This window comes from Actinacidiphila sp. bgisy144 (genome assembly GCF_057708105.1).
Map to the genome: position 1 here is coordinate 20626 of NZ_JBYIRM010000045.1, position 25833 is coordinate 46458.

The 25833-nt window shown below is 73.9% G+C and carries 20 protein-coding genes; 16 read left to right on the forward strand and 4 right to left on the reverse strand.

The window, feature by feature from the left end; genetic code table 11:
• Positions 1-91: 91 nt before the first annotated feature.
• On the reverse strand, positions 92-4780 hold the full coding sequence (locus AC3EVP_RS33805; protein ID WP_435136764.1) for an ATP-dependent helicase: 4689 nt from the start codon (positions 4778-4780) through the stop codon (positions 92-94).
• 92 nt (positions 4781-4872) lie between these two features.
• Between AC3EVP_RS33805 and AC3EVP_RS33810 the strand changes: the two genes are divergently transcribed.
• The 7 genes from AC3EVP_RS33810 to recX all read left to right on the forward strand — a co-directional run bounded on the left by AC3EVP_RS33810 (position 4873) and on the right by recX (position 10203).
• Entirely contained in the window at positions 4873-5709 is an 837-nt protein-coding gene (locus tag AC3EVP_RS33810; RefSeq protein ID WP_335978882.1) for an AraC family transcriptional regulator, read from the forward strand.
• Between the two features lie 75 nt (positions 5710-5784).
• Entirely contained in the window at positions 5785-6498 is a 714-nt protein-coding gene (locus tag AC3EVP_RS33815; protein ID WP_435136768.1) for an AzlC family ABC transporter permease, read from the forward strand.
• Positions 6495-6812 (forward strand): AzlD domain-containing protein, encoded by a 318-nt coding sequence (locus tag AC3EVP_RS33820; protein ID WP_335978885.1) that lies wholly within the window; start codon positions 6495-6497, stop codon positions 6810-6812. The genes AC3EVP_RS33815 and AC3EVP_RS33820 overlap by 4 nt, the downstream gene beginning before the upstream one ends.
• A 40-nt stretch (positions 6813-6852) precedes the next feature.
• The gene (locus tag AC3EVP_RS33825; protein WP_335978886.1) at positions 6853-7047 is read left to right on the forward strand and encodes a DUF3046 domain-containing protein; all 195 of its coding nucleotides are present in this window, start codon (positions 6853-6855) and stop codon (positions 7045-7047) included.
• A gap of 83 nt (positions 7048-7130) precedes the next feature.
• Positions 7131-8249, forward strand: coding sequence for an AI-2E family transporter (locus AC3EVP_RS33830; protein WP_335978887.1), 1119 nt, complete (start codon positions 7131-7133; stop codon positions 8247-8249).
• 225 nt (positions 8250-8474) lie between these two features.
• Positions 8475-9620, forward strand: a complete 1146-nt coding sequence (gene recA / locus AC3EVP_RS33835) for a recombinase RecA (protein ID WP_435136824.1) — start codon at positions 8475-8477, stop codon at positions 9618-9620.
• A 4-nt stretch (positions 9621-9624) separates the two neighbouring features.
• Positions 9625-10203, forward strand: coding sequence for a recombination regulator RecX (gene recX, locus AC3EVP_RS33840; protein ID WP_435136774.1), 579 nt, complete (start codon positions 9625-9627; stop codon positions 10201-10203).
• Positions 10204-10236: 33 nt separating this feature from the next.
• On the opposite strand, the gene AC3EVP_RS33845 is transcribed toward recX, so the two are convergent.
• Positions 10237-12003, reverse strand: coding sequence for an FAD-dependent monooxygenase (locus AC3EVP_RS33845; protein ID WP_435136777.1), 1767 nt, complete (start codon positions 12001-12003; stop codon positions 10237-10239).
• Between the two features lie 366 nt (positions 12004-12369).
• Between AC3EVP_RS33845 and AC3EVP_RS33850 the strand changes: the two genes are divergently transcribed.
• Complete coding sequence (locus AC3EVP_RS33850; RefSeq protein WP_435136780.1) at positions 12370-13119, forward strand: response regulator transcription factor; 750 nt, start codon at positions 12370-12372, stop codon at positions 13117-13119.
• A 22-nt stretch (positions 13120-13141) separates the two neighbouring features.
• Positions 13142-14578 (forward strand): sensor histidine kinase, encoded by a 1437-nt coding sequence (locus AC3EVP_RS33855; protein WP_435136783.1) that lies wholly within the window; start codon positions 13142-13144, stop codon positions 14576-14578.
• Between the two features lie 90 nt (positions 14579-14668).
• Here the strand turns inward: AC3EVP_RS33855 and AC3EVP_RS33860 are convergent, their stop codons facing one another.
• Positions 14669-15679 carry a TAXI family TRAP transporter solute-binding subunit gene (locus AC3EVP_RS33860; protein WP_335978895.1) on the reverse strand — a complete coding sequence of 337 codons (1011 nt, stop codon included), beginning with the start codon at positions 15677-15679 and terminating at the stop codon, positions 14669-14671.
• A 147-nt stretch (positions 15680-15826) separates the two neighbouring features.
• Between AC3EVP_RS33860 and miaB the strand changes: the two genes are divergently transcribed.
• Positions 15827-17347, forward strand: coding sequence for a tRNA (N6-isopentenyl adenosine(37)-C2)-methylthiotransferase MiaB (gene miaB, locus AC3EVP_RS33865; protein WP_435136787.1), 1521 nt, complete (start codon positions 15827-15829; stop codon positions 17345-17347).
• Between the two features lie 35 nt (positions 17348-17382).
• Complete coding sequence (locus AC3EVP_RS33870; protein WP_435136790.1) at positions 17383-18147, forward strand: class III extradiol dioxygenase subunit B-like domain-containing protein; 765 nt, start codon at positions 17383-17385, stop codon at positions 18145-18147.
• A gap of 193 nt (positions 18148-18340) precedes the next feature.
• Here the strand turns inward: AC3EVP_RS33870 and AC3EVP_RS33875 are convergent, their stop codons facing one another.
• A complete protein-coding gene (locus AC3EVP_RS33875; RefSeq protein WP_335978900.1) occupies positions 18341-18595 on the reverse strand; it encodes an antitoxin in 255 nt (84 codons plus the stop codon).
• A 262-nt stretch (positions 18596-18857) separates the two neighbouring features.
• On the opposite strand from AC3EVP_RS33875, the gene miaA reads away from it, so the two are divergent.
• From miaA to hflX, 5 genes are all read left to right on the forward strand, one after another.
• Positions 18858-19790 carry a tRNA (adenosine(37)-N6)-dimethylallyltransferase MiaA gene (miaA, locus tag AC3EVP_RS33880; protein WP_435136793.1) on the forward strand — a complete coding sequence of 311 codons (933 nt, stop codon included), beginning with the start codon at positions 18858-18860 and terminating at the stop codon, positions 19788-19790.
• Between the two features lie 354 nt (positions 19791-20144).
• Positions 20145-20600, forward strand: a complete 456-nt coding sequence (locus tag AC3EVP_RS33885) for a hypothetical protein (RefSeq protein WP_435136827.1) — start codon at positions 20145-20147, stop codon at positions 20598-20600.
• Positions 20601-20673: 73 nt separating this feature from the next.
• Positions 20674-21579, forward strand: coding sequence for a diaminopimelate epimerase (gene dapF, locus AC3EVP_RS33890; RefSeq protein WP_435136796.1), 906 nt, complete (start codon positions 20674-20676; stop codon positions 21577-21579).
• Positions 21580-21801: 222 nt separating this feature from the next.
• A complete protein-coding gene (locus tag AC3EVP_RS33895; RefSeq protein ID WP_435136799.1) occupies positions 21802-24018 on the forward strand; it encodes a RelA/SpoT family protein in 2217 nt (738 codons plus the stop codon).
• Positions 24019-24233: 215 nt separating this feature from the next.
• Positions 24234-25733 carry a GTPase HflX gene (gene hflX / locus AC3EVP_RS33900; RefSeq protein ID WP_335978918.1) on the forward strand — a complete coding sequence of 500 codons (1500 nt, stop codon included), beginning with the start codon at positions 24234-24236 and terminating at the stop codon, positions 25731-25733.
• Positions 25734-25833: the final 100 nt, after the last annotated feature.

The following is a 25833-nucleotide window of genomic DNA, read 5'->3' on the forward strand; positions in this document are numbered from 1 at the left end:
GAACCCGTGTTCCGAGCGGAGTGCAGGGGAGCCGAGCCGAGGGGAGCTGGGCCGAGGGGAGCTGGGCGCGCCCGGGCCGGGGCGGGCCCCGCTAGCGACTCTCCCGCAGCCGCAGCCCGCGGGGGGTGGCGTGGAAGCCCGCAGCTTCCAGGGCCCGGCCCAACGGCGAGGTCAGCGCCGACTCGCCGTTGGCCCGCTCCACCGTCACCCGGCCCAGCGCACCTTCCCGGACCGCGAGCGCGAGGGCGTCCGCCGCGGCCGCGACCCGTATCTCGTCCAGCGGCCAGGCCAGCAGGGTCTTGCCGCCGCGCTCCACATAGAGGGTCAGCTCGCCGTCGGTGAGCACCACCAGGGCGCCCGCCTTGCGCCCGGGTTTGTGGGAGACGCCCGCCGGCTGCTCCGGCCACGGCAGCGCGGCGCCGTACGGATTGGCGGGGTCCGCGGCGGCCAGGACCACGGTGCGGGACTGGTCGGGATGTCCCTCCTGCCGTTCCCGCGCGGTGTTCAGCGCGCGCAGCCGGTCCACCGCCCCGTCCATCGCGAACTGCGCCGCGCCCAACCCCTCGACCACATAGCCCCGCCGGGCCTGCCCGGTCTCCTCGAACGCCGCCAGCACCCGGTACGCCGCCGAGAAGCCGCCCGCCACCCCCTCGGCCGCCACCGCGCCCCGGGTGATCACGCCGTGCCGGTCCAGCAGGGTGTGGGTCAGCGCGTGCGCCCGCAGGGTCGGATCGGCCTCGGGCGTGGGAACCAGGGACCAGCGGCCCGCGGTGGTGGGCGGCCCGGACCGGGAGGCGGTGGCGCGCGGGGAGCGGGCCGAGGCGAGCGCGCTGTACCGGCCGCGCGGCACCGAACGCGGTGCCCGGTGCGCGGTCGCCCCCGCAGTGCGGCCCGAGCCGAGCAGAGCCCGCAGCGGGGCGAGCGTGTCATTCGTCAGCCGTCCCGACCAGGCCAGGTCCCATACCGCGTCGGCCAGTTCCGGATCGCTCGCCGACAGCCCGGCGGCCCGCACCTGCTCCCCGATCTGCCGGAAGAACAGGCCGTACCCGCCGGACAGCGCGCTGAGGACCGCCGTGTGCAGCTCCGTCAACTCCAACGGCTGCGGCTGCGGCAGCAACAAGGGCGCACTTTCGGACAAATACAGCGAGACCCAACCGTCCTTGCCGGGCAGCGGCCCCGCCCCGGCCCACAGCACCTCGCCGGACGCCGTCAACTCGTCCAGCATCGCCGGGGTGTAGCCCGCCACCCGGGACGGCAGCACCAGCTTCTCCAGTGCCGACGCCGGCACCGCCGCGCCCTGCAACTGCTCCACCGCCCGCGCGAGCCCGTCCATGCCCCGCAGACCATGGGTGCCGACATGCTGCCACTGGGGCAGGAACACCCCGAGCGTGGCCGGGGGCACCGGTTCCAACTCCTGCCGCAGCGCGGCGAGGGAACGGCGCCGGAGCCTGCGCAGCACCCCCGCGTCGCACCACTCCTGGCCGGCCCCGCCGGGACGGAACTCGCCCTGCGCCAGCCGCCCCGCCGCCGCCAGCCGGTGCAGCGTGCCGTCCGCCACGGCCCCGCCCAGCCCGAACCGCGCCGCCGCCTCGCCACTGGTGAACGGGCCGTGCGTGCGCGCGTACCGCGCCAGCAGGTCTCCCAGCGGGTCCTTGACCGGCTCGGTGAACGCCACCGGCACACCCACCGGCAGCGCGGTGCCCAACGCGTCCCGCAGCCGCCCGGCGTCCTCCACCGCCGCCCAGTGCTCCTCCCCGGCGATCCGCACCCGGATCGCGCGCCTGGCCGCCTCCAGCTCGGCCGCCCACTGCTCCTCCGCCCCCCGCACCGCCAACTCGGTGCCCGTCAGCGGGCCGAGCACCCGCAACAGGTCCGCGACCCCCTCCGCGTCCTTGACCCGGCGGTCCTCGGTGAGCCACTGCAACTCGCTGTCCAGATCGGCCAGCACGTCCGGGTCGAGCAACTCGCGCAGCTCTGCCTGCCCCAGCAGCTCCGCGAGCAACCGCGAGTCCAACGACAGTGCGGCCGCCCGGCGTTCGGCGAGCGGTGAGTCGCCCTCGTAGAGGAACTGCGCGACATAGCCGAACAGGAGCGAGCGGGCGAACGGGGACGGTTCCTGCGTGGTCACCTCCACCAGCCGGACCCGCCGCGCCTCGATGTCGCCCATCAGCTCCACCAGGCCCGGCACGTCGAACACGTCCTGGAGGCACTCGCGGATCGCCTCCAGCACGATCGGGAACGACCCGAACTCCGACGCCACCTGGAGCAGTTGCGACGCCCGCTGCCGCTGCTGCCACAGCGGTGTCCGCCGGCCGGGGCTGCGGCGCGGCAGCAGCAGCGCCCGCGCCGCGCACTCCCGGAACCGCGAAGCGAACAGCGCCGACCCGCCCACCTGGTCCGTCACCAGCTGCTCGACCTCGCCCTTGTCGAAGGCCACGTCGCCCGCGCCCACCGGCGACTGCTCCGGATCGAACTCCGCGCCCCCCGCCATCGGATCGGTGTCCAGCAGGTCCAGGCCCATCAGGTCGGCGTCCGGCAGGCGCAGCACGATCCCGTCGTCGGCGTGCATGGCCTGCGCGTCCAGTCCGTAGCGCTCCTGGAGCCGGGCGCCCAGCGCGAGCGCCCACGGCGCGTGCACCTGGGCGCCGAACGGGGAGTGGATGATCACCCGCCAGTCGCCCAGCTCGTCCCGGAACCGCTCCACGACGATGGTGCGGTCGTCCGGGACGTGCCCGCACACCTGCCGCTGCTCCGCGAGGTACGACAGGACGTTGCCGATCGCCCACGGGTCCAGTCCGGCCGCCCCCAACCGCTGCCGGGCCGCCTCGTCGGACAGCGCGCCGACCTCCCGCAGCCACCGGCCCAGGGCCCGGCCCAGTTCCAGCGGCCGCCCCAGCTGGTCGCCCTTCCAGAAGGGCAGCCGCCCCGGCACTCCGGGGGCGGGGGAGACCAGGACCCGGTCGCGGGTGATGTCCTCGATCCGCCACGACGTGGTGCCCAGGGTGAACACGTCGCCCACCCGGGACTCGTACACCATCTCCTCGTCCAGCTCCCCGACCCGGCCACCGCCCTTCTTCGGGTCCGCCCCCGCCAGGAAGACCCCGAACAGCCCACGGTCCGGGATGGTCCCGCCGGAAGTGACCGCCAGCCGCTGGGCGCCCGGCCGGCCGGTGAGGGTGTTGGCCACCCGGTCCCACACCAGACGGGGACGCAGCTCCGCGAACGCGTCCGACGGATAGCGGCCCGCCAGCATGTCCAGCACCGCGGTGTACGCGGAGTGCGGCAGCGACGCGAACGGCGCCGCCCGCCGGACCAGGGCGAGCAACTCGTCCACGTCCCAGGTGTCCAGGGCGGTCATCGCCACGATCTGCTGAGCCAGCACATCCAGCGGATTGGACGGGACCCGCAGCGACTCGATGGCCCCCTCCCGCATCCGCTCGGTGACCACCGCGGACTGCACCAGGTCGCCGCGGTACTTCGGGAAGACCACCCCGGTGGACACCGCCCCCACCTGGTGGCCGGCCCGGCCCACCCGCTGCAACCCCGACGCGACCGACGGCGGCGACTCCACCTGCACCACCAGGTCGACCGCGCCCATGTCGATCCCCAGCTCCAGGCTCGACGTGGCGACCACGGCGGGCAGCCGCCCGGCTTTGAGATCCTCCTCCACCTGCGCCCGCTGCTCCTTGGACACCGAGCCGTGGTGCGCGCGGGCCAGCACCGCGGGCGCGCCCTTGGCGGCACCCGACTGCGCCATGACCTGCGCGGGGGAGTGCGCCTCGGGCAGTTGCCCGCCCTCGGCGCGCTCCTGGCCGATCTCGTTGAGCCGGTTGCACAACCGCTCGGCCAGGCGCCGGGAGTTGGCGAAGACGATCGTGGAGCGGTGCGCCTGCACCAGGTCGGCGATGCGCTCCTCGACATGCGGCCAGATCGACGGCCGCTGCGCGGCGCCCGCGGCCGGGCCGGTGTGCTCCGCGGCGTCCATCACCGGCGAACCGCCCAGCTCGCCCAGGTCCTCCACCGGCACCACCACCGACAGCTCGAACCGCTTCTGGGACGGCGGCTGCACGATCGCGACCCGGCGCTGCGGGGAGAGGAAACGGGCCACCTCGTCCACCGGACGGACCGTGGCGGACAACCCGATCCGGCGGGCCGGCCGGTCCAGCAACCGGTCCAACCGCTCCAGGGAGAGCGCCAGATGGGCGCCGCGCTTGGTGCCCGCGACTGCGTGCACCTCGTCCACGATCACCGTCTCGACCCCGCTGAGGGCCTCCCGCGCGGCCGAGGTGAGCATGAGGAAGAGCGACTCGGGGGTCGTGATGAGGATGTCCGGCGGGCGGGTGGCCAGCGAACGGCGCTCGGCCGCGGGCGTGTCACCGGAGCGGATGCCGACCCGCACCTCCGGCTCGGGCAGTCCGAGCCGCACGGACTCCTGCCTCAGGCCGGCCAGCGGGCTGCGCAGATTGCGCTCCACGTCCACCGCGAGCGCCTTCATCGGCGACACGTACAGCACCCGGCAGCGGCGGCGGGCCTCCGCCGGCGGCGGGGTGGCGGCCAGCCGGTCCAGCGCGGCCAGGAACGCGGCCAGGGTCTTGCCCGAGCCGGTGGGCGCCACGACCAGGACGTCGGAGTCCGCCGCGATGGCGGACCACGCGCCTGCCTGGGCCGCGGTGGGCTCGCGAAACGCTCCCCTGAACCACGCGCGCGTCGCGGGGGAGAAGGAGTCGAGGCTGCTGGACGGATCGGACGGAGGGCCGGACGGAGCGGACGGACTGGACATGACCCCATCCTGCCTCGCGGGACCGACACCGCGCCGAAGGCCGCTCATCCGGCTGTGGACAACTCCTGGCGCGGTCACGCCAGAATGTCCCCATGACCGCGCGTGAGCAGGCCCGATTCTGGGAGCACCCCGATCTTCCCGGAGTCGATCTGCTCCGGGCCCGCTACGTCCGGCACACCTTTTCCCGCCACGTCCACGACAGCTACGTGATCGCCGCGGTCACCGGGGGAGTGCAGGGCACCGGACTGCCCGCCGGCGCCGAGCTGGTCGGCGCCGGCGGCGTCGTCCTGGTCAATCCGGAGGTCCCGCACACCGCGTACGCGGGCGCCGCCGGCGGCTGGAGCTACCGGGTCCTCTACCCGTCGGCGGACGTCGTGTCGGCGGTCGCCGCCGAGACCCGCGGACTGCGCGGTACTCCTTCCTTCACCGTCCCGGTCGCAGCCGACCCGGCCGCGGCGCGGCTGGTCTCCGCGGTCCACGAAGCGGCCGAGCGGGACGACGCGCTCGCCGCCGAGACGTTCCTGCGCCTGGTGGTGGCACGGCTGCTGGCCCGGCACAGCGCGGACGCCGTGCGCCGCGGCCCGGGCCGTGCGGAAGCCCCCGCAGCCGCCGCCCGGGCCCGCGACCTGCTGGCCGCGAACCTGATCGACCCGCCCGGCCTCGACGCGCTCGCCGCCGCCACGGGCACCGGCCCGTTCGCGCTGCTGCGCGCCTTCAAGGCCGCCTACGGCCTGCCTCCGCACGCGTGGCTGACCGGCGAGCGCGTCCGGACCGCCCGTCGCCTGCTGGACGCCGGCGCCGCCCCGGCCGACGCGGCGGCCGCCGTCGGCTTCACCGACCAGCCCCACCTCAACCGGCACTTCAACCGGATCATCGGTGTGCCGCCCGGCGCGTACCAACGGGACCGGAAGGCCGTACGGGCGCGCTGACCCGCTCCTCGACCGGGCGTTCGGCGCCGCAAGAACGTACAAGACCGGTGGGGACGGCCTTCCTAACCTGATCGAGTGAAAACAGAGCAGACAGCCGGGACGGACGCCGAGCGGCCGCCCGCCAGGCCCCGCGCAGCAGTGGTCCGCGACGCCCTGGGCGTAGGGGTCGCCGTCGGACTGTCCGGATTCGCCTTCGGAGTGACATCGGCGGGCGCGGGGCTGTCCGTCCTCCAAAGCTGCGTCCTGTCGCTGCTCGTCTTCACCGGGGCCTCGCAGTTCGCCCTGGTGAGCGCGCTCGGCGCGGGCGGCAGCCCGTTCGCGGCGGCCGCCGGGGCGTTCTTCCTGGGCACCCGCAACGCCTTCTACGGCCTGCGGCTCTCCCAGCTCCTGCGCCTGCCCGCGGCCGTACGCCCCTTCGCCGCCCAGTGGGTCATCGACGAGACCTCGGCGGTGACCCTCGCCCAGCGCGGGCGGGCCGCCGCCCGACTCGGCTTCACCGTCACCGGCGCGAGCCTGTACGTGCTGTGGAACCTCACCACGCTGCTCGGGGCCCTGGGAGCGTCGGCGCTCGGTGACCCCGACGCCTGGGGGCTGGACGCGGCCGGGCCGGCCGTCTTCCTGGCCCTGCTCGCCCCCATGGTCAAGGGCCGCACCGAGCGGATGGTGGCCGCGCTCGCCGTCCTGCTCGCGCTGGCCTGCCTGCCGCTGCTGCCCGCCGGCGTGCCGGTGCTGGTCGCGGCCCTGGCCGCCCCGCTGGTGCTGGCCGTGCGGAAGGAGGGTGCGCGATGACCGGGCCGGAAGGCGTCTGGACCGCCATCGCGGTGACGGCCCTGGGCTGCTACGGGGTGAAACTCCTCGGCCTGTCCGTGCCCGCGGGGCTCCTGGAGCGGCCGCTCGTCAAGCGGCTGGCCGCGCTGGTGCCGATCGCGCTGCTCGCCGCGCTGACCGCGCTGCAGACCTTCGGCACCGACGCCCTGCGCCTCGCGGTCGACGCACGGACCGCGGGCTTGGCGGCGGCGGCCGTCGCCCTCTTCCTGCGCGCGCCGTTCCTCGTGGTGGTCGCGGCCGCGGTCCTGGTCACCGCCGCGGTACGGGCGGTGTAGACCGTACGGGTACCGCCCGCGCCGGGGGATACTGGCACCCATGCGGCTGACGATGTTCTGGGAGCGGATGCGCGCGCAGTTCGGCGACACCTACGCCGACTCCTTCGCGCGCGACCACGTGATGTCCGAGCTGGGCGGCCGTACGGTCGTCCAGGCGCTGGAGGACGGCTGGGAGGCGAAGGACGTCTGGCGGGCGGTCTGCGTGGCCATGGACGTGCCTGCCGCGCGGCGCTGACCCTCCACCCGGAACGGCCACCCGGAATGGTACGAATGCCCCTATAGCAGGACTTGGCCGCAGGCAGGGCACAGACTTGCCCTGTGGCGGCACATGACGAGTCCTCCGGCCCGGCGCCTGATGCGCCCGGCGCCGGACCGCAGCCGCCCCGCGCGCGGATGCCGCGCTGGCTGCCCCGCGCGCTCCTCCTCGGCCTCGCCCTCTTCGCCTGCTACCAACTCGCGCACTGGGTCTTCGACCGGCTCGTCGGCCTGCTCGTCAACGTCCTGGTCTCGTTCTTCTGCGCGCTGGCCGTCGAGCCCGCGGTGGACTGGATGTCCCGGCGCCGCATCCGCCGGGGGCTGGCCACCGGCATCGTGATGCTCGTGCTGCTGCTGGCCGCGGCGGGATTCCTGCTGGCGGTCGGCTCCTTGCTGGTCGACCAGGTCGGCGCCATCGTCCGCAACCTGCCGCAGTACGCCGACGACGTGGTGCGGTGGATCAACCGCACCTTCCACACGCACATCGACACCGGCGGCAAGCTGCACGACCAGGTGCTCCACTCCAACTGGGTGCGCTCCTACCTCACCAGCGGAGCCGCCAGCGTGTGGGGCATCTCGACCACGGTCCTCGGCACGGTCTTCCAGGTCTTCACCGTGGTGCTGTTCACCTTCTACCTGGCCGCGGACGGGCCCCGGCTGCGCCGCACGCTGTGCTCCATGCTGCCGCCCGCGCATCAGGCCGAGGTCCTGCGCGCCTGGGACATCGCGGTCGCCAAGACCGGCGGCTACCTCTACTCACGGGCCCTGATGGCGGTGATCTCCGGGCTCGCCCACTACATCCTCTTCCAGGTGCTCGGCGTCCCCTACGCCCCGGCGCTCGGGGTCTGGGTGGGCCTGGTCTCGCAGTTCATCCCCACCGTCGGCACCTATCTGGCCGGCGCCCTGCCGATCCTCATCGCGTTCGCCGAGGACCCGTGGGACGCGCTGTGGGTGCTGTGCTTCGTCGTGGTCTACCAGCAATTCGAGAACTACCTGCTCCAACCGCGGATCACCGCGCGTACGGTGGACATCCATCCGGCGGTCGCCTTCGGCTCGGTGATCGCCGGGACGGCGCTGCTCGGCGCGGTCGGGGCGCTCATCTCCATCCCGGCCACCGCCACGCTCCAGGGCTTCTTCACCACCTACATCAGGCGCTACGAGGTCGTCGACCCCCGGGCGTGACGCCGGGCGCGCGGCGGGTCGCTTGACACAAAAATCGAACATCCATTCATATGGATGGTGTCCGGCGGGCTTTCCGCCGCGGCGGCGCGAACTCCGGCCGGTGCCGGTCGCAGATGTCGGCCGGAGTTGTCCACAGGTCCGGGGCGACGTGCGAGCGCGTTGTCAGTGCCAGGCGCTAGCGTCATGGACGTGAAGCGATCGAACCAGACATCCCGGGTGGAGTCCATGGCAGGAAACGACCGCGAGAAGGCGCTCGACGCCGCGCTCGCGCAGATTGAACGGCAGTTCGGCAAGGGCGCCGTCATGCGGCTGGGCGACCGGCCGAACGAGCCCATCGAGGTCATCCCGACCGGGTCGACCGCGCTGGACGTGGCGCTCGGCGTCGGCGGGCTGCCCCGCGGCCGCGTCGTGGAGGTGTACGGCCCGGAGTCCTCCGGCAAGACCACCCTCACCCTGCACGCGGTGGCCAACGCCCAGCGGGCCGGCGGCACCGTGGCCTTCGTGGACGCCGAGCACGCCCTCGACCCCGAGTACGCGAAGGCGCTCGGTGTCGACGTCGAGAACCTGCTGCTCTCCCAGCCGGACACCGGCGAGCAGGCGCTGGAGATCGTGGACATGCTGGTCCGCTCCGGCGCCATCGACCTCATCGTGATCGACTCCGTGGCAGCCCTCGTGCCGCGGGCCGAGATCGAGGGTGAGATGGGCGACTCCCACGTCGGCCTCCAGGCCCGCCTGATGAGCCAGGCGCTCCGGAAGATCACCAGCGCGCTCAACCAGTCGAAGACCACCGCGATCTTCATCAACCAGCTCCGCGAGAAGATCGGTGTGATGTTCGGCTCGCCGGAGACCACCACCGGTGGCCGGGCCCTGAAGTTCTACGCCTCGGTCCGGCTCGACATCCGCCGGATCGAGACGCTCAAGGACGGCACCGAAGCGGTCGGCAACCGCACCCGCGTCAAGGTCGTCAAGAACAAGGTCTCGCCGCCCTTCAAGCAGGCGGAGTTCGACATCCTCTACGGCCAGGGCATCAGCCGCGAGGGCGGCCTGATCGACATGGGCGTCGAGCACGGCTTCATCCGCAAGTCCGGAGCCTGGTACACGTACGAGGGCGACCAACTCGGCCAGGGCAAGGAGAACGTCCGGAACTTCCTGCGGGACAATCCGGACCTCGCCGACGAGATCGAGAAGCGGATCAAGGAGAAGCTCGGCGTCGGCGTGTCGAAGTCCGAGGCGGCGGGCGCCGACGCGGCCGGTGCCACCACGCCGGCCAAGGCCGAGTCCGCCAAGGCAGAACCCGCCAAGGCCGATTCCGCCAAGGCCGAGGTCCCGGCTCCCAAGAAGGCGACCAAGGCCACCGCCGCCAAGGTCTGACGCCATGGAGCGCAAGTCCCAGAGGCGCGGCGGTTCTTCCGAGTCGAGGGCCTCGCGAGAGCCGCCGCTCGATCCCGGTGAGCAGGCGCGGGCGCTGTGCCTGCGCCTGCTCACCGGGACACCGCGCACCCGGCGGCAGCTCGCCGACGCCATGCGCAAGCGGGAGATCCCGGACGACGTCGCCGAACAGGTCCTGGAGCGGTTCGAGGACGTCGGCCTCATCGACGACCAGGCGTTCGCCAACGCCTGGGTGGAGTCCCGCCACCGCGGCCGCGGCCTGGCCCGCCGTGCCCTCGCCCGCGAACTGCGCCACCGCGGGGTGGACACGGAGCTGGTGACCGAGGCCGTCGAACTGCTCGACTCCGACCAGGAGGAGGAGACCGCCCGCGAGCTGGTGCGGCGCCGCCTGCCGGGCACCCGCGGTCTGGACCGGGACCGCCGGATCAGGCGCCTCGCGGGCATGCTCGCCCGCAAGGGATACCCGGAGGGCATGTCCCTGCGCGTGGTGCGGGACGCACTGGCCGCCGAGGGAGACGACAGCATCGACGCCGAAGAGGAGCTGTGGGCATGGCAGAGCGAATAGCGGTCGGCGGGCGCGCCGCCGCCACCTGCCAGGTCAGCCGGCCCGCCCGCTGACCTGGTGGCCGGCCGAGCCGCCCCCTGAGCCACCGCCGGGGCGGTCGCCCCCGCCTCTGTCCTCGCCTCCGCTTCCGTCCTCGCCCCCGCGCCGCGCAGCGCCCTCCGCCGGATCGCCCAGCCCGCCGCTCCCGGCAGTGGGCGGACCGCCGCGGGCCAGGTCCGCGTAGGAGTACAGCTCGGCAGGCCGGCAGCCCACCATCGCGGCCACCAGGTGCCCGTCCGGTCTGACCAGAAGCACCGTGTGCGCCGTCGCCCCCGGATAGGTCTCGGTGACCAGCAGCTCCGCCGGAGTGGGCAGTGCGGACACCGCCGAGGCCAGCCGGGGCATCAGCCCGGCGGTCAGCCAGTGCCGGGACTCCCACACCCCGGTGCCGGGCGCGACCAGCACCACGACCAGCCCGCGCCCGAGCCGGTCGCGCAACCGGCCCTGCGTACCGTCCAGCGCGGTGACGGCCACGTCAGCGACCGCCTCACCGGGCCGTGTGTCGCACGCGGCCACCAGCGGCGACGCCGACCCGCCCGACCGCCCGGCGCCCCGGGGCGCGGGAACCGACAGCGGCGACCGGCCGTACACCGCCGAAGCGGCCACCCCGCCGCGTCCGAGATAGCTGTCGGTCAGCAACTCGACCTGGCCGCGGGCCGAACCCGACAGCAGGGAGTGGCGGACCGTCTGCCAGGCACCGCTCGACCGCAGCAGCGGAAGGGCCTGGTCAGTGGCGCGCAGCCGCGTACCGGCCGCCCCCCGCCGCTCCGCCTCGTAGCTGTCGAGCAGAAGCTCCGAGGCACCGTCGTGCACGGCGAGCGCCAGCTTCCAGGCGAGGTTCTCGGCGTCCCGCAGCCCCTCCTCGACGCTCTGGGCACCGAGCGCACCCATCAGATGCGCCGCGTCCCCGGCGAGGAAGACCCTCCCGGCCCGCCAACTCCGCGCGAGCCGCTGGTGGACGGGATGGTCGGCCGAGCCCACCAGCTCGTACGGCACCATCTTGCCGCACCAGGCCGTCAGCGCGGCCCTGAGCCGTTCCACCACCGCGTCGGAGGTGAGACGTCCGCCTTGCGCCGGCAGCAGCCAGTCGATCCGCCACCGCCCGTTCGGCAGCGGGCGGGCGGTGATCTCCTGCCCGGCCGAATCCCCCGGCGGATCGCGGTGCAGCAGCGCCACACCCGGCTCGGGCAGCTCCGCCCGCACCGCGACCACCGCGTGCCGGTCCACCGCCGTACGGCCGGGGAAGCGGACCCCCAGCAGCTTGCGGACCGTGGAGCGCGGACCGTCGCACCCCACCAGGTAACTGCCGCGCCACCACGTCTCCTCAGCGCCCTTGGTGTGCACGGTCACGCCCCGCGCGTCCTGCTCCACCGCGTCCACCCGGCAGCCGGACACCACCCGGACCGCACCGCGGGCCAGCACCGCCGCCCGCAGCCCCTGCTCCAGCAGGTGCTGCGCCACATGGACCGGCGCGCCCGCCGGATCGTCGGCGAAGTCCAGCCGCAGCACCTCGGTACGCCGCCGCAGCGTGCGCCACCCCGTCCACGTCGCGCCGTCGCCTCTCAGGCCCTCGTAGCCGAGGCGTTCCACGAGTGCCGCGGTCGCCGGCCCCAGGACGCAGGTGCGCGCCTGCCGCAGACCCTCGGCGCCGCCGACCACCTCCGCCTCGTCCAGCAGGATCACGGGCACGTCGCGATGGGCCAGCGCGAGGGCGAGGGCCAGACCCACCGGTCCGGCCCCCGCGACGATCACGGGGTCCACGCAGCGGCCCCCGGAAGAGTTGCGGTCACAAAGCGTATGCAACTCACTGCGCCTGCCCACGTCAAGCGACGGTCGCGCCTCGGCGCGGTGCGGGGCGGTTCACAGGGCGCACGCCGGCCGCGCACGCGAGGCATCCGGGGCGCACGTCGCGGCGCCGGTCCGTCACCGGCCGCCCCGCCGATCCGTGCCCCGGGTGTCCCCGGCGCGTACCGGCTGGGTAACGGTCCGCCGCCTGGGCCGGTACCCCCTTGACGTGCGGGTCCCGATCGGCGTGGATTCGGTCGACAGGTCCATGACCCACCCGGCGGGCCGGGCGGTGGAATCCCGTCGACGCGAAGGTTCACGCAGATGAGGAGGAGGTGACGCATGCGACTGCTGCTGGTGGAGGACGACGACAGAGTCGCTTCCGCCCTCTCCGCGGTACTCGGCAAACACGGTTTCGACGTGCGCCACGCCCGCAGCGGCGGCGAGGCGATCCAGGCGCTGCTGCCCGACGGCGGCCCGGAGTACGACTGCGTGCTGCTGGATCTGGGACTGCCGGACCAGGACGGCTTCGAGGTGTGCAGCCGCATCCGGCGCCGCAGCGCCACCCCTGTGATCATGGTCACGGCCCGCTCCGACGTCCGGTCCCGCATCCACGGCCTCAACCTGGGTGCGGACGACTACGTGGTGAAGCCGTACGACATCGGTGAACTGCTGGCGCGCATCCACGCGGTGGTGCGCCGCCCGCCGCTGCGGCCGGGCGCCGCCCAGAGCGCGGGGCCGGCCACACCGCCCAACGGCAGCCCCGTGGTGACCCTGCCGGGGGCCGACGGCGCCGCGCCGATGACGCTGGGCGCGGTGGTGATCGAACCGTCCACGCGGCAGGTCGCCGTCGACGGCCGGCCGGTGGCACTGACCCGCAAGGAGTTCGACCTGCTCGCGCTGCTCGCCCAGCGGCCGGGGGTGGTCTTCCGCCGCGAGCAGATCATCAGCGAGGTGTGGCGCACCGCCTGGGAGGGCACCGGCCGCACCCTGGAGGTGCATGTCGCGTCGCTGCGGGCGAAGCTGCGCACCCCGGCCATGATCGAGACGGTGCGCGGGGTCGGCTACCGCCTCGTCGTGCCGGCCGGCTGACGCCAGGAGCCCAGGACCGCCCGTGCGCACCCGACTGCTGCCGCTGCTCATCGTGCTGATGGCCGGTGTCCTGCTCGCGCTCGGGTTCCCGCTGGCCGCCAGCCAGGCGGCCGCGCAGCAGCAGCGCGTCGTGGTGGACCGGATCGACGACACGACCCGGTTCGCGGCGCTGGCGCAGTTCGTGACCGCGCGCGACGAGGAGACCGCGGTCGATCCGGAGGACGACGAGCGGCTGCACACCCTGGTGACCGAACTCGACCGCTACGAGCAGCTCTACGGCATCAGGGCCGGGGTGTTCTACCGCGACCGCACCTCGATGGCCGCGGCGCCGCACAACTGGCGGGTCCCCTCCAGCGGGGAGCTGTACGACGCGTACGACTCGGCGCTGCTGGGGCGGCGCGTCCACAACCCGCAGCAGGTGTGGCCGTGGCAGCACCGCCTGCTCGCGATCGCCTCGCCGATCGTGCGGGACGGCGACGTGGTCGCGGTGGTCGTCACGGACTCGCCCACCGGGGCGCTGCGTTCGCGCATCCTGCACGGCTGGCTGCTGCTCGCGGCCGGGGAACTCGCCGCGATGGCCATCGCAGTGCTGCTCGCGGTGCGGCTGACCGCCTGGGTGCTGCGGCCGGTGGCGACCTTGGACCGGGTCACGCACGACATCGCCACCGGCCGGATGAAGTCGCGCGTTCAGCCGTCCGGGGGGCCGCCGGAACTGCGGCGCCTGGTGCGGTCGTTCAACGAGATGGCGGACAACGTCGAAGCCGTGCTGGAGCAGCAGCGCGCCTTCGTCGCCGACGCCTCCCACCAGTTGCGCAATCCGCTGTCCGCGCTGCTCCTGCGGATCGAGCTGCTCGGCCTGGAGCTGCCCGACGGCCACACCGAGGCCGAGTCCGTGAAGGAGGAGGGGCAACGCCTCGCCCAGGTGCTCGACGACCTGCTCGGCCTCGCCGTCGCGGAGAGCTCCGGCAGCCACCTGGCCGTCATCGACATCGCGGAACTCGCCCGGACCCGCGCCGACGCCTGGCGGCCGAGCGGCGAGCGGGAGGGCGTCACCGTGGAGTTCGGGGAGCCGGCGCAGCCGGACGCCACCGGGTGGGCCGACGCGATCGCGCTGTCCAGCGCCCTGGACGCCGTGATCGACAACGCGATCAAGTTCACCCCCGAGGGCAGCTCCGTCACCGTGCGGGTGGCCGTCGACGACGAGCAGGTCGCCGTCGCCGTCGCCGACAGCGGCCCGGGCCTGACCGACGACGAACTCGACCGGATCGGCGACCGCTTCTGGCGCAGCGCCCGCCATCAGAACGTGCAGGGCTCGGGGTTGGGACTGTCGATCGCGCGGGCGTTGCTCAGCCAGGGCGGCGGCAGCATCGGGTTCGGCCGCCGGGAGCCGCACGGCCTGGAGGTGCGGCTGGCGGTGCCGCGCCGGGCGCCGGTGACGTCGACTCAGGTGCGGGAGTGAGGACGCGGCGGTGCGCGGGCGGCGCGGCGCCGACGGGGATCGGCGGGGGCACCCGCGGGGATCAGCGGGCGGCGTGGTGCGCGGACCGGGCTACGGCTTCACGGAGCGGTAGTAGCGCGCGGCGCCCACGTGCAGGGGCAGCGGGTCGGTGAAGACGGCGGTCCGCAGGTCCACCAGCTGAGCGGCGTGCACCACGTTGCCGATGGAGTCCCTGCTGTCGATGACCGCCTTCGTCAGGCGCTGCACCAGACCCGCGTCGGCGTGATCGGTCGTCACCAGCAGGTTCGCGACCGCGATGGTGGCGACGGCCTGGCCGCCCTGAGCGCGGGGATAGGCGTCGGGCGGCATCATCGCCTGCCGGTAGTACTGCATCTGCGACCCCATGGAGTGCAGCTTGGTCACCAGGTCGCCGAGCTGGACCAGCCGGATGTGGTTGGTCGGGTAGGCCATCGCGCTCACCGCGGCGGTCGGCAGCCCGCCGGACCAGAAGAAGGCGTCCAGCCTGCCGTCGAGCAGCATCGAAGGAGCCTGGTCGATCCCGACCGGCACCGCCGTGACGTCCTTGTCGATGTCCAGGCCCGCGGCCGTCAGCAGCCGCCTGGTGATCAGGTTGACCCCCGAGCCGGCCTGCCCCACGCCGACCCGCAGCCCGCGCAGGTCCCGCGCCGACTGCACGGAGGAGTCGCGCGGTACGACGAGCTGCATGTAGTCGTCGTACAGCCGCGCGCAGGCCCGCAGGTCGTCCTTGTGCGGGCCGTCGTACGAGGCGACGGCGTCGGCGGCGGCGATGGTGAAGTCGGCGCGGCCGTCCGCCACCTGCTCGATGTTCTCCACCGAGCCCTCGGTGTGCTCCAGGTCGACCCGCACCCCGGGAAGCGCGGTGCGCAGGTCCTTCTTGAGCAGCATGCCGTACTTCTCGTAGACCCCGTTGCGTACCCCGGTCGCCAGCGACACCGGTGACTTGGGGTAGGACGGCCCGCCGGTCGGCAGCAGCCACCACAGCAGCAGCGCCAGCGCCGAGGCCGTGGCCAGCAGCACCTGGAGGGCGCGCCGGGTGCCGAGCCGGCGGCCCAGCACGCGGCCGGGGCGGGTGAGGTCCATGGCCCGCGATCCTGCCAGCCGCGCGGCCGGGAAGGAAGACGCGACCTGGGGACCCGTCGCCGCGGGGCGCGGTACGGTGCGCGGCGGCCGCGGGCCCGGCGGCAAACCGGGTTCGGTGATGGCCTGGGCAGCGCCTACCCTGGGTGCATGACCGCGCAGGACACCGCTCTCCAGCGAAGCTACGAGATCCGCACCTATGGGTGCCAGATGAACGTCCACGACTCCGAGCGTCTGGCCGGCCTCCTGGAGGACGCGGGGTACGTACGGGCGCCCGAGGGCGCCGACGGCGCGGACGTCGTGGTCTTCAACACCTGTGCGGTGCGGGAGAACGCCGACAACCGGCTCTACGGCAACCTCGGCCAGCTCGTGCCGAAGAAGGACGCGCGTCCCGGCATGCAGATCGCGGTCGGCGGCTGCCTGGCGCAGAAGGACCGGGACACCATCGTCAAGCGGGCGCCCTGGGTGGACGTCGTCTTCGGCACCCACAACATCGGGCAGCTCCCGGTGCTGCTGGAGCGGGCCAGGATCGCGGACGAGGCGCAGGTCGAGATCGTCGAGTCGCTGGAGACGTTCCCCTCCACGCTTCCTTCGCGCCGCGAGTCGGCGTACGCGGCCTGGGTCGCGATCTCCGTGGGCTGCAACAACACCTGCACGTTCTGCATCGTGCCCGCGCTGCGCGGCAAGGAGAAGGACCGGCGGCCGGGCGACGTGCTCGCCGAGGTGGAGGCCCTGGTCGCCGAGGGCGTCGTGGAGGTCACGCTGCTGGGGCAGAACGTCAACGCCTACGGCTCCGACATCGGCGACCGCGAGGCGTTCGGCAAGCTCCTGCGGGCGACCGGCGCCGTCGAGGGCCTGGAGCGGGTCCGCTTCACCTCCCCGCACCCGCGCGACTTCACCGACGACGTGATCGCCGCCATGGCCGAGACGCCGAACGTGATGCACCAGCTCCACATGCCGCTCCAGTCCGGCTCCGACCGGGTGCTGAAGGCGATGCGCCGGTCCTACCGGCAGGACCGCTACCTCGGCATCATCGAGAAGGTGCGGGCCGCGATGCCGGACGCCGCCATCACCACCGACATCATCGTGGGCTTCCCCGGCGAGACCGAGGAGGACTTCGAGCAGACCCTGGAGGTGGTGCGCCGGGCGCGCTTCGCGCAGGCGTTCACCTTCCAGTACAGCAAGCGCCCCGGTACCCCCGCGGCCGAGATGGACGGCCAGATCCCCAAGGCGGTCGTGCAGCAGCGCTACGAGCGCCTGGTCGCGCTCCAGGACGAGATCTCCTGGGAGGAGAACAAGAAGCAGGTCGGCCGGACCGTGGAGGTGCTCGTCGCCGAGGGCGAGGGCCGCAAGGACGACGCCACCCGCCGGCTGTCCGGCCGCGCTCCCGACAACCGGCTGGTGCACTTCGCCCGGCCGGAGCAGGAGCCGGAGCAGGAGATCAGGCCCGGCGACATGGTGACGGTCGAGATCACCTACGGCGCCCCGCACCACCTGCTCGCCGAGCGGCCCCCGCTGGCGGTGCGCCGCACCCGCGCCGGTGACGCCTGGGAGCGGCGCCAGGGCGCTGCCGCGGCCAAACCCGCGGGCGTGATGCTGGGCCTGCCGACGATCGGGGCGCCCGCACCTGCCCCGGAGCCGGCTGCGACGGGCGGCTGTGCGCTCGGCTGAGGAGCCCGGGCGCCGGGGCCGGTAGGGTTCCGGACATGCTGGTCGCCGCCGCCGTCTGCCCCTGCCCACCGCTGCTCGTACCCGAGGTCGCGGCCGGTGCCGCGCCCGAGCTGGACACCCTGCGGGCGGCCTGCGCGGACGCCGTGGGGGTGCTGGCCGCGGCCCGCCCCGACCGCCTGGTGGTCGTCGGGCCGGCGCAGCGCCCGGGGCGGGGGGTCTTCCCAGCCGGCGCGAAGGGCTCCTTCCGCGGCTATGGCGTCCCGCTCGATGTGACGCTCGGCGAGCCGCCGACGGACCGGCCGGGCGGCGCGCCGCATGCCGAGTCGGCCGACGGCGCGGACGACGCCGGGCCCGGTGCGCAGGCTCCCTTGCCGTCCTCCCTCGCCGTGGCCGCATGGCTGCTGCGCGGCTGGCAGGCGGCGCCGGTGGAGGGGCTCGGGGTGGGGGAGGAGCTCGAACAGCAGCGGTGCGCGCTGGCCGGCCGGGCCGTGGCCGACGCGGCGCACCGGGTCGCGCTGCTGGTCATGGGCGACGGCAGTGCGCGCCGTACGGTCAAGGCGCCCGGCTATCTCGACGAACGGGCCGAGCCCTTCGACGCCGGGGTGGCCCGGGCTCTCGGCGCGGCCGACACCGCGGCGCTGGAGCGGCTCGACGCTGGCCTGGCCCGGGAACTCCAGGCGGCCGGCCGAGCGCCGTGGCAGGTGCTGGCGGGCGCGGCCCGCGGCACCGGGCCGACGGGCGAGCTGCTGTACGACGCGGCGCCGTACGGGGTCGGCTACTTCGTCGCGACCTGGACCTGAGCCGGTCCGAGTCCGTACGCGGCCTCGCGGGGCCGAGAGCGTCGCGGTGGGGGCCGGACATGGACTGACCGCGGATGGTGGGGTCCGCGGCCGTCCGGTCCTGCGGGGTGCACGCCTGCGCGGCGGTGCGTGCCGGCCCCCGGCTCGCGTGCGGTGAGCCTGGGCCGGGGCCCGGCGGGTCAGGTGCCCGGCGTCAGCCGGCCTCGGGGTCCTTGGCGTCCGGGCCCTTCTCGTCGTGGCCCTTCTCGCTGTACCCCTTCACGGCGTCCTTCGCCTTGCTCACGCCGGAGTTGATCTGGTTGCTGTACTTGCCGCCGGTCTTCGAGTCGACGGTGTGCGCCGCCTTGTCGAGGCCCTGCTCGATCTTGCCGCCGTGCTGCTTGGCCAGCTCCGCGGCCTTGCCCTTCGACGCGTCGAGCTTGCCCTTGAGCGAGTCCATGAAACTCATCTGGCACCTTCCCTGGGGTTCCCTGAAGCGACGGCCACGGGACGGCCGGAATGCGCCGGCGCCTGCGATGAGCAGGGCCCGCGGCGCACCGAGGTGCAGGTGACGCCCCTCACCTTCGACTTTACCCGCGCCGCCCGCATTTCGCGTCGCCGGCGGCCACTGCCTGTGGACAACCGGGCGGGCGGTCACCTGCGATCATCACAGGGGCCGGGCGGTCGTCACCCGCTCGGTGCGGCACGGCGGAGTTTGGGAGACTTGCAGGGTGAAGAAGCGCGTGATCGCCGTCGTCGGCCCCACCGCGGCCGGCAAGTCCGACCTGGGCGTCCTTCTGGCGCGGGAACTGGGCGGCGAGGTGATCAACGCCGACTCCATGCAGTTGTACCGGGGCATGGACATCGGCACCGCCAAGCTCACCGAGGAGGAACGGCAGGGCGTGCCGCACCGCCTGCTCGACATCTGGGACGTCACCGAGGCGGCCAACGTCGCCGACTACCAGCGCCTGGCGCGCGCCGAGATCGACCGGTTGCACGCCGAGGACAAGGTGCCCGTTCTCGTCGGCGGCTCCGGACTCTACGTCCGCGCCGCCATCGACGACCTGCGGTTCCCCGGCACCGACCCGGCCGTCCGCGCCCGGCTGGAGGCCGAACTCGACATGCGGGGGCCGGGCGCGCTGCACGCCCGGCTGGCAGCGGTGGACGCCGAGGCCGCCCGCGCGATCCTGCCCAGCAACGGCCGGCGCATCGTGCGCGCGCTGGAGGTGGTCGAGATCACCGGGCAGCCCTTCACCGCCAACCTGCCCGGCCCCGAGCCCGTCTACGACACCGTGCAGATCGGCGTCGCCGTGCCGCGGCCGGAACTCGACGAGCGGATCGCGCTGCGCGTGGACCGGATGTGGAAGGCCGGACTCGTCGCCGAGGTGCGCGCCTTGGAGGCGGCCGGGCTGCGCGAGGGCCGTACGGCGTCCCGCGCCCTGGGATACCAGCAGGTGCTCGCGTGGTTCGCCGGCGACTGCACGCAGGAGCAGGCGCTGGAGGAGACCGTACGAGCCACCAAGCGCTTCGCGCGGCGCCAGGACTCGTGGTTCCGGCGCGACCCGCGTGTGCACTGGCTCACCTCGCGCGGAGCGGAACTCACCCGGCAGGCGCTGGTGTTGGCGCGGGAAGCTCCAAGAAGCGGTCACAGCCTGATCACGTGATGGCATCGGGACGCCCCGGCGTCCCGGAGCGGCCCTCCGCGCGTGCCATCATCGTGCTCCGAGCTACTGTGTCGACATACGGGAGGGCGCGTGGCAATGGCAGCCGGCCCGCGCGACACCCCACCGGGGCGCGACACCTCGACCGACTCCGCCTGCTCAGCCAGGGGCCGGAACCGGAACCACCACCAAGGCCAGATCCCCGACTCACGTCCGCCGCTGGACGCGCTGGAGCCGCTGAACTCCCCGGAGCCGGCAACCGATCCGGACGAGTTCGGCGGCGCCCGGGCCGCGGACGCGGCAGCCGCGCCGGACGCGCCCGCCGACCCTGACGACACCGGCGATCCCCTCGGGTCGATCGGCGCCCTGGACGGCTACGCCAACCTGGACCGGCTGGACCGGCTGGAACCGCTCGGCGTGCTGGACGACCTCGATCCCCTCGAGGCCGGAACGGACCTGCCCGCCATCGAGGACGGCACGTCGTTCCGCGAACTGCGGCCGCAGCGCCGGCTGCGGATCTGGCAGATCGCCCCGATCATCGCCCTGGCTGTCGGCGGCTCGCTGATGTTCGCGTTCCCACTCGCCTTCGAGTCGGGGGACACCGGCCCGGTGGTCGCGATGCTCGGCCTGCTGCTGTGCTGCTGCGCGGCCGGGTGGGGGCTGGCCGCGGCCCGCCGGATCGGCCAGACCTGGCCGGGGCTGCCCGCACGCGGCTCCGGCGAGCGTGCCGACTGGCGCTACGTCGCCGGCTACGCCGCCTTGATCCTGCTGCTGGCGCTGCTCGCCGTCTGGCGGGTCGCCCGGCTGCGCTGACGGTCCGAGCGCAGGTCAGCGCGGGGGCGAGCGCCGTCCTGCGCCCGGCGGCCGACCGCGTACGATCGGAGCTGTGACTGACGCGCGCGCCGCCGACGCCCCCCTCGCCTTCCTCAAGGGACACGGCACCGAGAACGACTTCGTGATCGTCCCCGACCCGGACGGCCGGCTCGACCTGTCGCCCGAGGACGTGGCAAAGCTGTGCGACCGGCGGGCGGGCATCGGAGCCGACGGCCTGCTGCGGGTCGTGCGCTCGGCGGCCCACCCCGAAGCGGCCGCGTTCGCCGCCGAGGCCGAGTGGTTCATGGACTACCGCAACAGCGACGGCAGCGTCGCCGAGATGTGCGGCAACGGCGTACGCGTCTTCGCCCGCTACCTTCAGCGGACCGGCCGCACCGGTGCCGGCGACCTCGCGATCGCCACGCGCGCCGGCGTGCGGTACGCCCACATCGGCAAGGACGGCGCGGACGGCACGCCCGGGGACGTCACCGTCACCATGGGCGCTGCCGAACTGCCCGGCGGCGCCGTCAGCGTCGGCGTCGACGGCCGCACCTGGCCCGCAGTGCACGTCAGCATGGGCAACCCGCACGCGGTCGCCTTCGTCGGCCACCTCGACGAGGCCGGCGACCTGCTGCGAGCCCCGGCGGTCAGCCCCGCTGCGGCCTACCCGAACGGCACCAACGTGGAGTTCGTGGTCGACCGCGGCCCCGCCCACGTCGCCATGCGCGTGCACGAGCGCGGCTCGGGCGAGACCCGCTCCTGCGGCACCGGCGCCTGCGCGGTCATGGTCGCCGCCGCCCGCCGGGACGGTCTCGACCCCGCGGTCACCGGCCAGCCGGTCACCTACACCGTCGACGTGCCCGGCGGTCGCCTGGTGATCACCGAGCGCGCCGACGGACAGGTCGAGATGACCGGTCCGGCCGTCATCGTCGCCGAGGGCGCCATCGACCCGGCCTGGCTCGCCGCACCCGGCCGCTGACCGGCGCCGGGCCCGGCCCAGGGGCCGGTCTTCGCTCGCACCCCGAGAACCGGACGTATCAGGTCACCATGCCCGTACGCCTTCCCTCGAACGGGTGATGGGGATCACTCTCGGCGAGAGCGTGGCAGCCGCGCGTGGTGGGCTCGATAGCATCAATCACCGGCGCGGCCCCACGGGGCGTGGTGAGTTCCCGCAGCCGGTCCACGCTGCCGGGAGGCCCCGATGAGCGCAGACAACGCGGTGAACGCGGAGAGCGCGGACAACGCCGCCGATATCGTCCGGCGCGGGCTGCGCCGCATCGACATGCGACGGATCGACCTGCGACGTCTGGGCCGGGTGGCACTCCTCGGGAGCAGCGGCCACAGCAGGGGCAGACTGCCCGGCGCCATCGAGCACCTGATCAAGGTGCACCGCGCCCGACATCCCGAGGCCGGCCGCGACGAGGTCGAGACCCTGCGCCGGGCGTATGTGCTCGCCGAGTCCTCCCACCGCGGGCAGACCCGCAAGAGCGGCGAGCCGTACATCACCCACCCGCTGGCCGTCACCCTCATCCTCGCCGAACTCGGCGCGGAGACCACCACCTTGACCGCCTCCCTGCTCCACGACACCGTCGAGGACACCGAGGTGACGCTCGACCAGGTCCGGCGCGGCTTCGGCGAGGAGGTCAGCTACCTCGTCGACGGCGTCACCAAACTGGAGAAGGTCGACTACGGCGCCGCCGCCGAACCCGAGACCTTCCGCAAGATGCTCCTCGCGACCGGCAACGACGTGCGGGTGATGTCGATCAAGCTCGCCGACCGGCTGCACAACATGCGCACCCTCGGGGTGATGCGCCCGGAGAAGCAGGCCAGGATCGCCAAGGTCACCCGCGACGTGCTCATCCCGCTCGCCGAACGGCTCGGCGTGCAGGCCCTCAAGAGCGAGCTGGAGGACCTGGTCTTCGCCATCCTCCACCCCGAGGAGCACGCCCGTACCCGCGCCATGATCGAGGCCGCCGCCGCGCGGCCCGACCCGCTCGCCGTCGTCGCGGAGGACCTGCGCGGGGTGCTGCGCGACGCGGGCATCACCGCCGAGGTCGGCATCCGCCCCCGCCACACCGTGTCCGTGCACCGGCTCATGCGCAAGCGCGGTGTGACCGAGCTGGGCGGCTGCGACTTCGGCCGCCTGCTCGTCGTCGTCGACGAGGACGCCGACTGCTACGCCGTGCTCGGTGAACTGCATACCTGCTTCACTCCCGTCATCGCCGAGTTCAAGGACTTCATCGCCGCTCCCAAGTTCAACCTCTACCAATCGCTGCACACCGCGATCGCCGACCGGCACGGCCGTGTCGCCGAGGTGCTGGTGCGCACCAAGCACATGCACCGCGTCGCCGAGGCCGGGGTCATCGCCCTCGGCAATCCCTACGCCGCCGAGGCGCCGCAGAGCCCGGAAGCGGCGGGCGCCACCGGTGCCGGCGGCGACGGCTGGGCCGGGCCCGACCCTACCCAACCGGGCTGGCTCTCCCGGCTCCTGGAGTGGCAGCGCGCGGCCCCCGACGCGGACACCTTCTGGACGGCGCTGCGCGACGACCTCGCCCAGGACCGCGAGATCACCGTCTTCACCGGCCAGGACGGCGCTACCCCCGGCACCCTCCGGCTGCCCGCGGGCGCCAGCTGCGTGGACGCCGCCTACGCCGTCCACGGCGAGGCGGGCCACGCCTGCGTCGGCGCCCGGGTCAACGGCAGGCTGGCGCCGCTGGGCACCCGCCTGCGCGACGGCGACGCGCTCCAGCTCCTGATGGACGACACCGCCGCGACGGCGCCCGAGCCCGAGGGCCCCGACCCGGAGTGGCTGGAGTACGCCACCACGCCTGCCGCCCGGATCGCCATCACCCGCTGGCTGACCCAGCACCCCGCCGACGCCGGCGAGGACACGCCGGCCGCCGAACCGGCCGCGCGCCCCGTGCCCGCGGTCGACAGCCCGCCCGACACCGAGCCGGTGGCCGTGACGGACCTGCCCGGCGCGGCGGTACGCCTGGCGCGCTGCTGTACACCGGTGCCGCCCGATCACGTGACCGGATTCGTGATCCGCGGCGGCACCGTCGCAGTGCACCGGGCGGGATGCCCGGCCGGCTCCCGTATGGCGGACGCCGGACGCACCGCCGTGCCCGTGCGCTGGCGCGACGGAAGCTCCGGCGGGAACTTCCGTGCCACCGTCCTCGCCGAGGCGCTCAGCCGGCCGAGGCTGCTCGCCGACCTCACCGAGGTGATCGCGGCCCAGGGGATCGGCATCGTGTCCGCGGCTGTGGAGCCGCCGCAGGAGCACCGCGTACGGCACACCTACACCGTGGAGCTGCCCGCGCCCGAAGCGCTCGCGGCGCTGATGCGGGCGATGAAGTCGGTGCCGGGCGTGTACGACGTGTACCGGGCCCAGCCTGCTGTCGCTGCCATCCGTAATTGATCACACTGTGTAAACGACCGGTTGCTTTCCGCTGTTCCCGGCAGCTCACTCCTGCGAGTGAATCTGTGCGAGTGCCGTTCGCCGCGCCCGCGTCGCGCGGGACCCGCCGGTCGGCGCGGCGAAAGTCACGTGACCCTTCGCCCCCGGCGTGCGACCATCGAGAGTGACGGCGCCGACACGGCCGCCGGACACCGACCGTACGACCGAAGGACCCGATGACCTCCAACGCTTCCTCCTCTTCTTCGCACGACCGCCAGCGCCTCCCGGACAGCCTTCGGGCCGACGCCCTGATGGAAGAGGACGCGGCCTGGAGCCACGAGATCGACGGGGACCGGGACGGCGACCAGTTCGACCGTTCCGACCGCGCGTCTCTGCGCCGGGTCGCCGGACTCTCCACCGAGCTGGAGGACGTCACCGAGGTCGAGTACCGCCAGCTCCGCCTGGAGCGCGTGGTGCTCGTCGGGGTGTGGACCTCCGGCACCGCCGACGACGCGGACAACTCGCTCGCCGAGCTGGCCGCCCTCGCCGAGACCGCCGGGGCCGTCGTGCTCGACGGCGTGGTCCAGCGGCGCGACAAGCCGGACCCGGCGACGTACATCGGCTCGGGCAAGGCGCAGGAACTGCGGGACATCGTCGTCGAGACCGGCGCCGACACCGTGGTCTGCGACGGTGAGCTGAGCCCCGGACAGCTCATCCACCTCGAGGACGTCGTCAAGGTCAAGGTGGTCGACCGCACCGCCCTCATCCTCGACATCTTCGCCCAGCACGCCAAGTCCCGTGAGGGCAAGGCGCAGGTCTCCCTCGCGCAGATGCAGTACATGCTGCCGCGGCTGCGCGGTTGGGGCCAGTCGCTGTCCCGGCAGATGGGTGGCGGTGGCTCCGGCTCCTCCGGCGGCGGCATGGCCACCCGCGGACCCGGTGAGACCAAGATCGAGACCGACCGTCGGCGCATCCGCGAGAAGATGGCCAAGATGCGCCGGGAGATCGCGGAGATGAAGACCAGCCGCGACCTCAAGCGGCAGGAGCGGCGGCGCCACAAGGTGCCGTCCGTCGCCATCGCCGGCTACACCAACGCGGGCAAGTCCTCGCTGCTCAACCGGCTCACCGGAGCCGGAGTCCTGGTGGAGAACGCACTGTTCGCCACCCTGGACCCGACGGTCCGGCGCGCCGAGACGCCCAACGGCCGCCTGTACACCCTCGCGGACACCGTCGGCTTCGTCCGGCACCTGCCGCACCACCTGGTCGAGGCGTTCCGGTCCACGATGGAGGAGGTCGCCGACGCCGACCTGATCCTGCACGTGGTGGACGGCTCGCATCCCGTGCCGGAGGAGCAGCTCGCGGCGGTCCGCGAGGTGTTCCGCGACGTGGGGGCGCTCCAGGTGCCGGAGATCGTGGTGGTCAACAAGGCGGACGCGGCCGACCCGCTGGTCCTCCAGCGGCTGCTGCGGACCGAGAAGCACGCCATCGCGGTGTCCGCGCGCAGCGGCCAGGGGATCGACGAGCTCCTGGAGCTGATCGACGAGGCGCTGCCGCGCCCGCAGGTGGAGGTCGAGGCGCTGGTGCCGTACACGCACGGCGGACTCGTCTCCAGGGTGCACGCCGGTGGTGAGGTGCTCTCCGAGGAGCACACCGGCGAGGGCACCCTGCTGCGGGTGCAGGTGCACGAGGATCTGGCGGCCGAACTGGCGCCGTTCACCCTCGCCGCACAGCGCTGACCGCCGCGCCGCCCTGGCGACGGCACAACAGGCGTCCGTAGCGCACACGGTGAGGGCCCGCCTCCTGCCCGCGTTCCCCGCGGTTCAAGGAGGCGGGCCC

Coding starts and splice junctions, on each gene's coding strand:
- AC3EVP_RS33805 (WP_435136764.1), bottom strand. CDS start 4,780: ATGTCCAGTCCGTCCGCTCCGTCCGGCCCTCCGTCCGATCCGTCCAGC.
- AC3EVP_RS33810 (WP_335978882.1), top strand. CDS start 4,873: ATGACCGCGCGTGAGCAGGCCCGATTCTGGGAGCACCCCGATCTTCCC.
- AC3EVP_RS33820 (WP_335978885.1), top strand. CDS start 6,495: ATGACCGGGCCGGAAGGCGTCTGGACCGCCATCGCGGTGACGGCCCTG.
- AC3EVP_RS33825 (WP_335978886.1), top strand. CDS start 6,853: ATGCGGCTGACGATGTTCTGGGAGCGGATGCGCGCGCAGTTCGGCGAC.
- recA (WP_435136824.1), top strand. CDS start 8,475: ATGGCAGGAAACGACCGCGAGAAGGCGCTCGACGCCGCGCTCGCGCAG.
- recX (WP_435136774.1), top strand. CDS start 9,625: ATGGAGCGCAAGTCCCAGAGGCGCGGCGGTTCTTCCGAGTCGAGGGCC.
- AC3EVP_RS33850 (WP_435136780.1), top strand. CDS start 12,370: ATGCGACTGCTGCTGGTGGAGGACGACGACAGAGTCGCTTCCGCCCTC.
- AC3EVP_RS33860 (WP_335978895.1), bottom strand. CDS start 15,679: ATGGACCTCACCCGCCCCGGCCGCGTGCTGGGCCGCCGGCTCGGCACC.
- miaB (WP_435136787.1), top strand. CDS start 15,827: ATGACCGCGCAGGACACCGCTCTCCAGCGAAGCTACGAGATCCGCACC.
- AC3EVP_RS33870 (WP_435136790.1), top strand. CDS start 17,383: ATGCTGGTCGCCGCCGCCGTCTGCCCCTGCCCACCGCTGCTCGTACCC.
- AC3EVP_RS33875 (WP_335978900.1), bottom strand. CDS start 18,595: ATGAGTTTCATGGACTCGCTCAAGGGCAAGCTCGACGCGTCGAAGGGC.
- AC3EVP_RS33895 (WP_435136799.1), top strand. CDS start 21,802: ATGAGCGCAGACAACGCGGTGAACGCGGAGAGCGCGGACAACGCCGCC.
- hflX (WP_335978918.1), top strand. CDS start 24,234: ATGACCTCCAACGCTTCCTCCTCTTCTTCGCACGACCGCCAGCGCCTC.